The organism is Pseudomonas sp. Leaf58, assembly GCF_003627215.1.
Taxonomy (GTDB): Bacteria; Pseudomonadota; Gammaproteobacteria; order Pseudomonadales; family Pseudomonadaceae; genus Aquipseudomonas.
This window is the reverse complement of record NZ_CP032677.1, coordinates 4,450,783-4,462,648: the sequence shown is the minus strand read 5'-3', so window position 1 is coordinate 4,462,648 and position 11,866 is coordinate 4,450,783. Positions and strand designations below refer to the sequence as shown.

Sequence of the window (11,866 nt, the reverse complement as noted above, 5' to 3'; positions counted from 1 at the left end):
CGTGAATGCCCATGTTTTCAAACCCGACATGCCGCCACCGGTGAAAACCGTCGGCGTGCTCGCATGGATGCGTGCCAATCTGTTTTCCAGCTGGCTAAACACGCTGCTGACCCTGTTCGCCATCTACCTGGTATGGCTGATCGTGCCACCGTTGCTGCAGTGGGCGTTGATCGACGCCAACTGGGTCGGCACTACCCGCGCCGACTGTACCAAGGAGGGCGCCTGCTGGGTGTTCGTGCAGCAGCGCTTCGGCCAATTCATGTATGGCTACTACCCGGCCGAACTGCGTTGGCGTGTGGACCTGACCGTGTGGCTTGCCGTGCTCGGCGCTGCCCCGTTGTTCATCAAGCGTTTCCCGCGCAAGGCCTTCTACGGCTTGGGCTTCCTGGTGCTGTACCCGATCCTGGCCTACACCCTGCTGCATGGCGGCGTGCTGGGGCTGGAAAACGTAGCGACCAGCCAATGGGGCGGGCTGATGCTGACCCTGGTGATCGCCACCGTAGGTATCGTCGGCGCCTTGCCACTGGGCATCCTGCTGGCCCTGGGCCGGCGTTCGAGGATGCCGGCGGTGAAGGTGGTGTGCGTGACCTTCATCGAGTTCTGGCGCGGCGTGCCGTTGATCACCGTGCTGTTCATGTCATCGGTGATGCTGCCGTTGTTCCTGCCCGAAGGCATGAGCTTCGACAAGCTGCTGCGGGCGATGATCGGCGTGATCCTGTTCCAGTCGGCGTACATCGCCGAGGTGGTACGCGGCGGCTTGCAGGCCATCCCCAAGGGCCAGTACGAAGCAGCCGCCGCCATGGGCCTGGGCTACTGGCGGGCGATGGGCCTGGTAATCCTGCCGCAGGCGCTCAAGCTGGTGATCCCCGGCATCGTCAACACCTTCATTGCCCTGTTCAAGGACACCAGCCTGGTGATCATCATCGGCCTGTTCGACCTGCTGAACAGCGTCAAGCAAGCCGCCGCCGACCCGGCCTGGCTGGGCATGGCCACCGAGGGCTACGTGTTCGCCGCCCTGGTGTTCTGGATTTTCTGTTTCGGTATGTCCCGCTACTCCATGCACCTGGAGCGCAAGCTGGACACTGGCCACAAGCGTTAGGAGTTTCGAAATGAGTGAAGCGATCAAGCAGCCTGCCGGCCCCGAAGGCATCATCCAGATGCAGGGCGTGAACAAGTGGTACGGCCAGTTCCATGTGCTCAAGGACATCAACCTCAACGTACGCCAAGGCGAGCGTATCGTGCTGTGCGGGCCGTCCGGTTCGGGTAAGTCCACCACCATCCGCTGCCTCAATCGCCTGGAAGAGCACCAGCAGGGGCGCATCGTGGTCGATGGTGTTGAGCTGACCAACGACCTCAAGCAGATCGAGGCTATCCGCCGTGAGGTGGGCATGGTGTTTCAGCACTTCAACCTGTTCCCGCACCTGAGCATTCTGGAGAACTGCACCCTGGCGCCGATGTGGGTGCGCAAGATGCCACGGCGCAAGGCCGAGGAAATTGCCATGCACTACCTGGAGCGGGTGCGCATTCCGGAGCAGGCGCACAAGTACCCGGGGCAGTTGTCTGGCGGCCAGCAGCAGCGGGTGGCGATTGCCCGGGCGCTGTGCATGAAGCCGAAGATCATGCTGTTCGACGAACCGACCTCGGCGCTGGACCCGGAAATGGTCAAGGAAGTGCTCGATACCATGGTGGGCCTGGCCGAGGACGGCATGACCATGCTCTGCGTGACCCACGAGATGGGCTTTGCCCGCACCGTGGCGAACCGGGTGATCTTCATGGACAAAGGGGAGATTGTGGAGCAGGCGGCGCCGGATGAGTTCTTCGACCGACCGCGCAGTGACCGGACCAAGTTGTTCTTGAGCCAGATCCTGCATTAATGCTGTTGGGGCCGCAAAGCGGCCCCAAACCGGTCGAAGCGTTACTTCTCTTCTTTGGCCACTGCCGGTGCCGGTGGTGGTCGCAGCCCCACCTCGGCAACCAGCTTCAACTGCTGCCCGTTGCGCATCACTTCGATGCTGATCTTCTCGTTGGGCTTGATCCGCGCCACCTGGTTCATCGACTTGCGCCCGTCACCGGCCGGTTCGCCGTTGATGCTCAGGATCACGTCACCCAGTTGCAGGCCAGCCTTGGCCGCTGGCCCCTCGCGGAAGATACCGGCCACCACGATGCCTGGGCGGTCTTTCATGCCGAACGATTCGGCCAGTTCCTGGCTCAATGGTTGCACTTCGATGCCCAGCCAGCCGCGGATCACCTGGCCGTGCTCGATGATCGACTTCATCACCTCCAGCGCCAGTTTTACCGGGATAGCGAAGCCGATGCCCTGCGAACCGCCCGACTTGGAGAAGATCGCCGTGTTGATGCCGACCAGGTTGCCGTTGGCATCCACCAGCGCACCGCCGGAGTTGCCCGGGTTGATCGCCGCGTCGGTCTGGATGAAGTCTTCGTAGTTGTTCAGGCCCAGCTGGTTGCGGCCAGTGGCGCTGATGATGCCCATGGTCACGGTCTGGCCAACCCCGAACGGGTTGCCGATGGCCAGTGACACGTCGCCGATGTGAATGGTGTCGGAGCGGCCGATGGTGATCGCCGGCAGGCTCTTCAAGTCGATCTTCAGCACCGCCAGGTCGGTTTCTGGGTCGCTGCCGATGACCCGGGCCAGGGTCTCGCGGCCATCTTTCAGGGCCACGACGATCTGGTCGGCACCGCTGGTGACGTGGTTGTTGGTCAGCAGGTAGCCCTCGGGGCTCATGATTACCGCCGAGCCCAGGCTCGACTCCCAGCGGCGCTGCTTGGGCAGGTTGTCGCCGAAGAAACGGCGGAACTGCGGGTCTTCGAACAGTGGGTGCGCGCTCTTGTTCACCACCTTGGTGGTGTACAGGTTGACCACCGCCGGGGCGGCCAGGGTCACGGCGTCGGCGTAGGACACCGGGCCCTGCATGATCTGTGTGGTCTGTGGCGCTTGTTGCAGGTTGACGTCCTGGCTGGGCAGGCCGACCCATTGCGGGAAGCGCTGGATGATCAGCATGGCGATCAATACCCCAGTCAGCAGGGGCCAGCCAAAATAACGCAAAGCCTTGAACATGAACGAATCCTGGAAAGAGCGGGGGCCAGTGGCCGCGCGGTGGGGCATGAGCGCGCGCGATCATACACCGGTTCCCCCAGTGCCGGCGACGGCCCATAATGGCCGGCATTATACGGGCGTTCCATTGGCGTTGTGCCCGAGAAAAGCGCAGTTTCGAGGAGATTTTCATGGCCGTCGCTCTAAACACCCTGGTCGAGGAAGCCGAACGTTACCTGGGCAGCGCGAAGATCCAGGATTATTGCCCCAATGGCCTGCAGGTCGAAGGCCGGCCGCAGGTCAGCCGCATTGTCAGCGGCGTTACCGCCAGCCAGGCATTGCTGGATGCGGCGGTCGAGGCCGAAGCCGACCTGGTGCTGGTGCACCATGGTTACTTCTGGAAGGGGGAGGACCCGTGCATCACCGGCATTCGCCAGCGTCGCCTGAAGACGTTGCTGAACAACGACATCAGCCTGCTGGCGTTCCACCTACCGCTGGACGTGCACCCGGAGGTGGGTAACAACGTGCAACTGGCGCGGCAGCTGGATATCACCGTCGAAGGGCCGCTGGACCCGGAGAACCCCAAGGTGGTCGGGCTGGTCGGCTCGCTGGCCGAGCCGATGACTGCGCGCGATTTTGCCCGGCGGGTGCAGGAGGTGCTGGGGCGTGAGCCGTTGCTGGTGGAAGGCGACCAGATGATCCGCCGGGTGGGCTGGTGCACCGGCGGCGGGCAGGGCTACATCGACACCGCGATTGCCGCGGGGGTGGACCTGTACCTGACCGGTGAGGCGTCCGAGCAGACCTATCACAGCGCGCGCGAAACTGGCGTCAGTTTCATTGCTGCCGGGCACCATGCCACCGAGCGCTATGGGGTGCAGGCGCTGGGCGATTACCTGGCGCGGCGGTTTGCTGTGGAGCACCTGTTCATCGATTGCCCGAACCCGATTTGAGCTCGGCGTCGCCTGCTTCGCGGGCGCGCCCGCTCCCACGCCGGCCCCAGGCCTGCGCCGTATCTGTAGGAGCGGGTTTACCCGCGAAAGGGCCGGGCCTGCCAGCCCAAACCCCCAGTCATATCGTTAGACTTTTTCGATCTAGCCCGCCTCCTAAATAGAAGCTACCGCTGTGATAAAGTGGCTCGCTCGAACACGGCCCGCAGGCCGTCCATAAGATCGTTTTTCGTGAGTAGCCATGGTCGACAAACTGACGCACTTGAAACAGCTGGAGGCGGAAAGCATCCACATCATCCGCGAGGTGGCCGCCGAGTTCGATAACCCGGTGATGCTGTACTCGATCGGCAAGGATTCCGCCGTGATGCTGCACCTGGCGCGCAAGGCCTTCTTCCCGGGCAAGCTGCCGTTCCCGGTGATGCACGTCGACACCCAGTGGAAATTCCAGGAGATGTACAGCTTCCGCGACAAGATGGTCGAGGAAATGGGCCTGGAGCTGATCACCCACGTCAACCCAGAGGGTGTGGCGCAGGGCATCAACCCGTTCACCCATGGCAGCTCCAAGCACACCGACATCATGAAGACCCAGGGCCTGAAGCAGGCGCTGGACAAGCATGGTTTCGACGCCGCCTTCGGTGGCGCGCGCCGCGACGAAGAGAAGTCGCGGGCCAAGGAGCGTGTGTATTCGTTCCGTGACAGCAAGCACCGCTGGGACCCGAAGAACCAGCGCCCCGAGCTGTGGAATGTGTACAACGGCAAGGTCAACAAGGGCGAGTCGATCCGCGTGTTCCCGCTGTCCAACTGGACCGAGCTGGACATCTGGCAGTACATCTACCTCGAAGGCATCCCGATCGTGCCGCTGTACTTCGCCGCCGAGCGTGAAGTCATCGAGAAGAACGGCACCCTGATCATGATCGACGACGAGCGCATCCTCGAGCATCTCAGCGATGAAGAGAAAGCCCGCATCGTCAAGAAGAAGGTGCGTTTCCGTACCCTCGGCTGCTACCCGCTGACGGGCGCTGTCGAGTCGGAAGCCGAGACCCTGACGGACATCATTCAGGAAATGCTCCTGACCCGTACGTCCGAACGCCAGGGCCGTGTCATCGACCACGATGGCGCCGGTTCCATGGAAGACAAGAAACGCCAAGGCTACTTCTAATTTCAGGGTTACTCCATGTCGCACCAATCTGATCTGATCAGCGAGGACATCCTCGCCTACCTGGCCCAGCACGAGCGCAAGGAACTGCTGCGCTTTCTGACCTGCGGCAACGTCGACGATGGCAAGAGCACCCTGATCGGGCGCCTGCTGCACGACTCGAAGATGATCTACGAGGACCACCTCGAAGCCATCACCCGTGATTCCAAGAAAGTCGGCACCACTGGCGAAGAAGTCGACCTGGCGTTGCTGGTAGACGGCCTGCAGGCCGAGCGCGAGCAGGGCATCACCATCGATGTCGCCTACCGCTACTTCTCCACCGCCAAGCGCAAGTTCATTATTGCCGACACCCCGGGCCACGAGCAGTACACCCGCAACATGGCCACCGGCGCGTCCACCTGCGACCTGGCGATCATCCTGGTCGATGCCCGCTACGGCGTGCAGACCCAGACCCGCCGCCACAGCTACATTGCCTCGCTGCTGGGCATCAAGCACATCGTGGTCGCGGTCAACAAGATGGACCTGAAGGGCTTCGATGAGGGCGTCTTCGAGTCGATCAAGGCCGACTACCTGAAGTTTGCCGAAGCCATCAACCTGAGGCCGAGCAGCCTGCAATTCGTGCCAATGTCGGCGCTCAAGGGTGACAACGTGGTGAACCACAGCGAGCAGTCGCCGTGGTACGCCGGCCCGACGCTGATGGAAATCCTCGAAACCGTCGAGGTTTCGGCAGACCGCAACTTCACCGACTTGCGTTTCCCGGTGCAGTACGTCAACCGCCCGAACCTGAACTTCCGCGGCTTCGCCGGTACCATCGCCAGCGGCGTGGTGCACAAGGGCGACGAAATTGTCGTATTGCCGTCGGGCAAGAGCAGCCGGGTCAAGTCCATCGTCACCTACGAAGGTGAGCTGGAAAACGCCGGCCCAGGCCAGGCCGTGACCCTGACCATGGAAGACGAAATCGACATCTCCCGTGGCGACCTGCTGGTACACGCCGACAACGTTCCACCGGTGACCGACCAGTTCGACGCCATGCTGGTGTGGATGGCCGAGGAGCCGATGCTCCCGGGCAAGAAATACGACATCAAGCGCGCCACCAGCTACGTGCCAGGCTCGATTGCCAGCATCACCCACAAGGTCGATGTGAACACCTTGGAGCAGGGCGCTGCCAGCGCACTGCAGCTGAACGAGATTGGCCGTGTCAAGGTGGCCCTGGACACCTCGATCGCCCTGGACGGTTACGACAGCAACCGCACCACCGGTGCGTTCATCGTCATCGACCGCCTGACCAACGGCACCGTTGGCGCCGGCATGATCATCGCCCCGCCAGTACTGCCGCATGGCAGCACCGGCCAGCATGGCAAGCAGGCCCACGTGTCCACCGAAGAGCGCGCCCTGCGCTTCGGCCAGCAGCCGGCCACCGTGCTGTTCAGCGGCCTGTCCGGCGCTGGCAAGAGCACCCTGGCCTACGCCGTGGAGCGCAAGCTGTTCGACATGGGCCGTGCGGTGTACGTGCTCGACGGCCAGAACCTGCGCCACGACCTGAACAAGGGCCTGCCACAGGACCGTGTCGGCCGCACCGAGAACTGGCGCCGCGCCGCCCATGTGGCGCGCCAATTCAACGAAGCTGGCATGCTGACCCTGGCCGCGTTCGTCGCCCCGGATGCCGAAGGCCGTGAACAGGCCAAGGCGTTGATCGGCAAGGAGCGCCTGGTGACTGTTTACGTCCAGGCCTCGCCGCTGGCCTGCCGCGAACGTGACCCGCAGGGCCTGTACGCCGCCGGTGGCGACAACATCCCGGGCGAAAGCTTCCCGTACGATGTGCCGCTGGACGCTGACCTGGTGATCGACACCCAGGCCACCAGCGTGGACGAGGGCGTGAAACAGGTGCTGGATGTGCTGCGCCAGCGTGGCGCAATTTAAGCGCTAGCCTGCAAGAAAAAACCCGCTTCGGCGGGTTTTTTTGTGCTTCAGATATGTTTTTCCGACACCGGTATCACCCGGCGTTCCTTGACCGCCTTGTAGGAAAAGCTCGAATAGATCTCCTTCACCCCGGGCAACCGCTGCAGCACTTCCCGGGTGAATTCGCCGAACGACTCCAGGTCACGCGCCAGGATCTCCAGCAGGAAGTCATAACGGCCCGAGATGTTGTGGCAAGCGACGATCTCGGGAATCTCCATCAGCCGCTGTTCGAACGCCAGCGCCATGTCCTTGGTATGCGAGTCCATCATGATGCTGACGAACGCGGTCACGCCAAACCCCAGCGACTTGGGCGAGAGGATGGCCTGGTAGCCGGTGATGTAGCCGTTGTCTTCCAGTAGCTTCACCCTCCGCCAGCAGGGCGAGGTGGTGAGTGCTACCTGATCGGCGAGTTCGGCCACGGTGAGGCGGGCGTTGTCTTGCAGGGCCGCGAGCAGAGCGCGGTCGGTGCGGTCGAGGCTTGAAGGCATGTTTTGCCCTCCTGGTCCGGTAATTATTGTTTTTGTTCCAACAAGCACGCGTATGCGTGGGCTATTTTGGAAAAAATCGGGCAGCTCGGTGGCATAAGCTTATAGCAAACCACAAGAGGCTGTTGCCATGCGCGACTCCCATAACAACACCGGTTTTTCCACGCGGGCCATTCACCATGGCTACGACCCGCTTTCCCACGGCGGTGCCTTGGTGCCGCCGGTGTACCAGACCGCCACTTATGCCTTCCCCAGCGTGGAATACGGCGCTGCGTGCTTCGCCGGGGAGGCGCCGGGGCATTTCTACAGCCGTATCTCCAATCCCACCCTGGCCCTGCTGGAACAGCGCATGGCCTCGCTGGAGGGCGGTGAGGCGGGGCTGGCACTAGCGTCGGGCATGGGGGCCATTACCTCGACGATCTGGACCCTGCTGCGACCCGGCGATGAGCTGATCGTCGGGCGCACTTTGTATGGCTGCACCTTTGCCTTCCTGCACCATGGCATTGGCGAATTCGGGGTGAAGGTCCGCCATGTCGATCTGAACGATGCCAAGGCCCTGAAGGCGGCGATCAACAGCAAAACGCGGATGATCTACTTCGAAACACCGGCCAACCCCAACATGCAACTGGTCGATATTGCGGCGGTTGCTGAAGCTGCACGCGGGCACGACCTGCATATCGTGGTCGATAACACGTATTGCACCCCGTATCTGCAGCGGCCGTTGGAATTGGGGGCGGACCTGGTGGTGCATTCTGCGACCAAGTACCTCAGTGGCCACGGGGATATCACTGCCGGCCTGGTGGTGGGGCGCAAGGCGCTGGTTGACCGCATTCGCCTGGAAGGGTTGAAAGATATGACCGGGGCGGTGCTGTCGCCGCATGACGCGGCGTTGCTGATGCGCGGGATCAAGACCTTGGCCCTGCGCATGGATCGCCATTGTGCCAATGCCCTGCAGGTGGCTGAGTTTCTGGCGCGGCAGCCGCAGGTGGAGCTGATTCACTACCCGGGGTTGCCCTCGTTCGCCCAGTACGAACTGGCGCAGCGGCAGATGCGTCTGCCGGGCGGGATGATTGCCTTCGAGCTCAAGGGTGGCATCGAGGCCGGGCGCAGGTTCATGAATGCCCTGCAACTGTTCGCCCGGGCGGTGAGCCTGGGTGATGCCGAGTCGCTGGCGCAGCACCCGGCGAGTATGACCCATTCCAGCTACACCGCGAAGGAGCGGGCGCATCACGGCATATCGGAGGGGCTGGTGCGCTTGTCGGTGGGGCTGGAGGATGTTGAGGATCTGCTGGCGGACATCGAGCAGGCGCTGAACGCTTGTAGGTGAATTGCCGGAGTTCTCTCTTCGCGGCAAAAACTGTTACGGCATTACAGGATGCTGACATCAAGTTAGCAAGGTGGGGCAAAGCCGATGCCATGGCGTGGCCGCCCGAAGAGAGAACACACAGCGGTGTATCGCTATTGTTTAGAGCATGCGAATTCTGATGATCAGACCGCCACTGTTGCAGCCGCAACCCTGATAGTCAAGTCCGTTTCCTGGATTTCTTGTGAAGTAACGTCGCGGCAACAAGTGAAAAACCAGCTGATAGGAAATAAATAAGAATAGTCATGTTCATCGATATTGTGTTGTCGGTGTAAGCGAAGGAAACAAAAACACCAAGAGTTGCTGTCGAGAAATTTGGGATAAATTCAAGAAAAAGCCTGATGGCCTTGGGTAGTTTGCCAGTGAGCAGCTTGTTTGCTATTGTTCCTCCAAGCATAAAAAATACTGAAAATGCGGTAAAAGTTATTAGCAGTACTATGTACATCGATAATGCGGGTATGCCTGAGGTGTCATACGGGTCACCAGGGTTTTCGAGCGCAGCTTCCGAAGCACTAAACAATAGTGCTGTTGCAATTACATTCAAGGCTGAGGCCGTAGCCGTACAGATCGTTTTCGAGATTTTCATAATCCACCTTGAAGTCAGTGAGTTAAGACAGTATAAAATAAAAGCCAATTCAATGGTGTCGCCCATGCGGCGCTTCGTTGTCGCGGCTTCCCATTAATTTGCTATGTTTAGCGATAGTTCGCCTTCAATTAGAATTTCGTAGTCTTGTGCATTTGCAACGCGCCCAACTTCACGAAGCAGTGTCGTGGCTTTCTCGTCGAAGCCACCACGGTGACTGCTCGCATTTGCATCATATTTATCCGAATAGGCGCGAACCACACCGACGAAAATGAGGTTTCCGTCGCTACCCTTATTCAGGTCGCCAATAACTCGTAGGGTAATAGAGCCTAGGTAGATGCGTGATGTATTACTGTCCATGCCTGTGTTATATGGGAAGGTGACATCAATCCGACTAGTGCCTACGCTTGCTCCAGCGAATGTTGCCTGTAGGTGAGGGATTTTATGCAGTTCGGGTGAGATACCTATATTATTTATGTTGACTTTAGCCTGTTTCCCTTTCCCTAAAAGCCTGTGCGCAATTGCTCTGAACGGAGTGTACAAAGCTGGAAGCTCAATACTCATATGTCATATCTGAGTGGGTTATTGAATATTTAAGTGGGGAAGCCCTGCGAGCGCTCTTGGCTACGCGAGTGGACGTGAGAGGGTGTTTCAATATTCTTATGCTATATAGCCGTTCTGAATATTTTTATAGTGTGCCTAATGACGACTTTTTTGTATGTCAGAAGAGCGGCAAAACAGCGTGTAGGACCACGCCTGATGATTTGTAAGATCTTGCTGTTTGGGCGCATCAAGGCAGGCTGGGCGATGCATGACGCACTCCAGCCATACCGCGAAGGAGCGGGCGCATCACGGGATATAGGAGGGGCTGGTGCGCTTGTCGGTGGGGCTGGAGGATGTTGAGGATCTGCTGGCGGATGTCGAGCAGGCATTGCAGGCTTGCAGCTAGGTTGCCTGGGCTGGCCTCTTCGCGGGCATGCCCGCTCCCACAGGTATTTCAGATTTCCAATGCTGTGGCGTACCTGTGGGAGCGGGCGAGCCCGCGAAGAGGCCAGTGAATCCAGCCCACAAAAAAGGCCTCTTGCGAGGCCTTCTTCATGTTCAGCAGATTAACGCTTGAGCCCGTAGCTCTCGTCGAGCATGCCCGGCGAGTTCGGCACTTTCGGCGCGTAGTCGCGCGGCACTTCAGCGGTGTCCTTCGGCGGGGTCAGGCGGTCGCGTGGGCCTTGCGCACCTTCGGAGTGCAGGGCGGCCAGCAGGCGTTGGCGGGTCACCTCGTCGAGGGCCAGGCTATTGGCGCCGTCGGCCAGGTGATCCTGGACATCCTGGTAGCTCTGGGTCAGTTTCTTGACCAGCACGGCGGTGCTGTTGAAGTGGGTGACCACTTCGTTCTGGTAGCTGTCGAAGCGTTTCTGCATTTCATCCAGCTGACGCTGGGTGCTGCTCGGCGCAGCATTGGGCAGCAGGCGAGCCACGACGAAACCAACCACCACACCGATGACCAGGGCCAAGGTTGGCAACAACCAAACAAGGAGCGAGAGTTCCACGAGTCCTTCCTCTATAAACGGCTTTGCTTTACGTTAACGGCTCAGACCTGCGCTGTATACCGCGAGCGATCGCAAATCAGAACAGAATTCCTCACCTAGACGAATCGACCCCTCCCGAGGTCACGGAGTAGTGCCTTGCTTGTCCGCGAAACCCCCTTGTTCATCGATGGCCCCAGTGGCCAGCTGGAAGCCTTGTACCTGGACGTGGCCAATGCCCGCGGCGCGGTGCTGATCTGCCACCCCAACCCAGTCCAGGGCGGCACCATGCTCAACAAGGTGGTCTCGACGTTGCAGCGCACCGCACGTGACGCCGGCTACGTGACCTTGCGTTTCAACTACCGTGGCGTCGGCCAGAGCGCCGGCAGCCATGACATGGGCGCTGGCGAGGTGGCCGATGCCGAGGCTGCTGCGGCCTGGCTGCGCGAAAAGCACCTGGGCCTGCCGCTGGTGCTGATGGGCTTCTCGTTCGGCGGCTTCGTCGCCACCAGCCTGGCCGGTCGCTTGGAGGCCGCTGGCGTCGAACTGCAGCAGTTGTTCATGATCGCCCCGGCGGTAATGCGCCTGACGCCGGAATTCCCGCTGCCGCAGCGCTGCCCGATCACCGTGGTGCAGCCGGACGCTGACGAAGTGGTCGCGCCGCAGCTGGTTTACGAATGGTCCGACAGCCTGTCGCGCCCCCATGAGCTGCTGAAAGTGGCAGAATGCGGACACTTCTTCCATGGCAAGCTGACCGATCTGAAGGATCTGCTGCTGCCGCGCCTTTCGAACTGAGCC

At 60.7% G+C, this 11,866-nt stretch carries 12 protein-coding genes and 1 pseudogene; 8 read left to right on the top strand and 5 right to left on the bottom strand.

The features are described from left to right. Position 1: 1 nt before the first annotated feature. Both DV532_RS20780 and DV532_RS20775 read left to right on the top strand, forming a co-directional pair. Positions 2-1,099, top strand: a complete 1,098-nt coding sequence (locus DV532_RS20780; RefSeq protein WP_056801771.1) for an amino acid ABC transporter permease — start codon at positions 2-4, stop codon at positions 1,097-1,099. A 10-nt stretch (positions 1,100-1,109) separates the two neighbouring features. Beyond that, positions 1,110-1,874, top strand: a complete 765-nt coding sequence (locus DV532_RS20775) for an amino acid ABC transporter ATP-binding protein (RefSeq protein ID WP_033702861.1) — start codon at positions 1,110-1,112, stop codon at positions 1,872-1,874. Between the two features lie 41 nt (positions 1,875-1,915). Here the strand turns inward: DV532_RS20775 and algW are convergent, their stop codons facing one another. Further along, positions 1,916-3,076: a Do family serine endopeptidase AlgW gene (algW, locus tag DV532_RS20770; RefSeq protein ID WP_056801774.1), complete on the bottom strand. Its 1,161-nt coding sequence runs from the start codon at positions 3,074-3,076 to the stop codon at positions 1,916-1,918. Between the two features lie 167 nt (positions 3,077-3,243). Here algW and DV532_RS20765 point away from each other — a divergent pair, with 167 nt between their 5' ends. From DV532_RS20765 to cysN, 3 genes are all read left to right on the top strand, one after another. Then, on the top strand, positions 3,244-4,002 hold the full coding sequence (locus DV532_RS20765; RefSeq protein ID WP_056801776.1) for a Nif3-like dinuclear metal center hexameric protein: 759 nt from the start codon (positions 3,244-3,246) through the stop codon (positions 4,000-4,002). Positions 4,003-4,240: 238 nt separating this feature from the next. Beyond that, positions 4,241-5,158: a sulfate adenylyltransferase subunit CysD gene (gene cysD, locus DV532_RS20760; protein ID WP_056801777.1), complete on the top strand. Its 918-nt coding sequence runs from the start codon at positions 4,241-4,243 to the stop codon at positions 5,156-5,158. Positions 5,159-5,173: 15 nt separating this feature from the next. Beyond that, positions 5,174-7,075: a sulfate adenylyltransferase subunit CysN gene (gene cysN / locus DV532_RS20755; protein ID WP_056801779.1), complete on the top strand. Its 1,902-nt coding sequence runs from the start codon at positions 5,174-5,176 to the stop codon at positions 7,073-7,075. 47 nt (positions 7,076-7,122) lie between these two features. On the opposite strand, the gene DV532_RS20750 is transcribed toward cysN, so the two are convergent. Further along, complete coding sequence (locus tag DV532_RS20750) at positions 7,123-7,602, bottom strand: Lrp/AsnC family transcriptional regulator (protein WP_016498026.1); 480 nt, start codon at positions 7,600-7,602, stop codon at positions 7,123-7,125. 127 nt (positions 7,603-7,729) lie between these two features. Between DV532_RS20750 and DV532_RS20745 the strand changes: the two genes are divergently transcribed. After that, positions 7,730-8,926: a methionine gamma-lyase gene (locus DV532_RS20745; protein ID WP_056801782.1), complete on the top strand. Its 1,197-nt coding sequence runs from the start codon at positions 7,730-7,732 to the stop codon at positions 8,924-8,926. A 196-nt stretch (positions 8,927-9,122) separates the two neighbouring features. Here the strand turns inward: DV532_RS20745 and DV532_RS30440 are convergent, their stop codons facing one another. Both DV532_RS30440 and DV532_RS20735 read right to left on the bottom strand, forming a co-directional pair. Beyond that, complete coding sequence (locus tag DV532_RS30440; RefSeq protein WP_156675994.1) at positions 9,123-9,614, bottom strand: hypothetical protein; 492 nt, start codon at positions 9,612-9,614, stop codon at positions 9,123-9,125. A gap of 27 nt (positions 9,615-9,641) precedes the next feature. Beyond that, on the bottom strand, positions 9,642-10,109 hold the full coding sequence (locus DV532_RS20735) for a lipid II-degrading bacteriocin (RefSeq protein WP_082477016.1): 468 nt from the start codon (positions 10,107-10,109) through the stop codon (positions 9,642-9,644). A gap of 241 nt (positions 10,110-10,350) precedes the next feature. Here DV532_RS20735 and DV532_RS20730 point away from each other — a divergent pair. Next, a pseudogene (locus DV532_RS20730) lies at positions 10,351-10,494 on the top strand (PLP-dependent transferase); the annotation flags it as partial. 160 nt (positions 10,495-10,654) lie between these two features. Here DV532_RS20730 and DV532_RS20720 read toward each other — a convergent pair. Continuing rightward, the gene (locus tag DV532_RS20720) at positions 10,655-11,092 is read right to left on the bottom strand and encodes a YhcB family protein (protein ID WP_056801786.1); all 438 of its coding nucleotides are present in this window, start codon (positions 11,090-11,092) and stop codon (positions 10,655-10,657) included. A 135-nt stretch (positions 11,093-11,227) separates the two neighbouring features. Here DV532_RS20720 and DV532_RS20715 point away from each other — a divergent pair, with 135 nt between their 5' ends. Further along, positions 11,228-11,863, top strand: a complete 636-nt coding sequence (locus tag DV532_RS20715; RefSeq protein WP_056801788.1) for an alpha/beta hydrolase — start codon at positions 11,228-11,230, stop codon at positions 11,861-11,863. The last annotated feature ends 3 nt before the right edge of the window (positions 11,864-11,866 follow it).

Coding starts and splice junctions, on each gene's coding strand:
- DV532_RS20775 (WP_033702861.1), top strand. CDS start 1,110: ATGAGTGAAGCGATCAAGCAGCCTGCCGGCCCCGAAGGCATCATCCAG.
- algW (WP_056801774.1), bottom strand. CDS start 3,076: ATGTTCAAGGCTTTGCGTTATTTTGGCTGGCCCCTGCTGACTGGGGTA.
- DV532_RS20765 (WP_056801776.1), top strand. CDS start 3,244: ATGGCCGTCGCTCTAAACACCCTGGTCGAGGAAGCCGAACGTTACCTG.
- cysD (WP_056801777.1), top strand. CDS start 4,241: ATGGTCGACAAACTGACGCACTTGAAACAGCTGGAGGCGGAAAGCATC.
- cysN (WP_056801779.1), top strand. CDS start 5,174: ATGTCGCACCAATCTGATCTGATCAGCGAGGACATCCTCGCCTACCTG.
- DV532_RS20750 (WP_016498026.1), bottom strand. CDS start 7,602: ATGCCTTCAAGCCTCGACCGCACCGACCGCGCTCTGCTCGCGGCCCTG.
- DV532_RS20745 (WP_056801782.1), top strand. CDS start 7,730: ATGCGCGACTCCCATAACAACACCGGTTTTTCCACGCGGGCCATTCAC.
- DV532_RS30440 (WP_156675994.1), bottom strand. CDS start 9,614: ATGGGCGACACCATTGAATTGGCTTTTATTTTATACTGTCTTAACTCA.
- DV532_RS20735 (WP_082477016.1), bottom strand. CDS start 10,109: ATGAGTATTGAGCTTCCAGCTTTGTACACTCCGTTCAGAGCAATTGCG.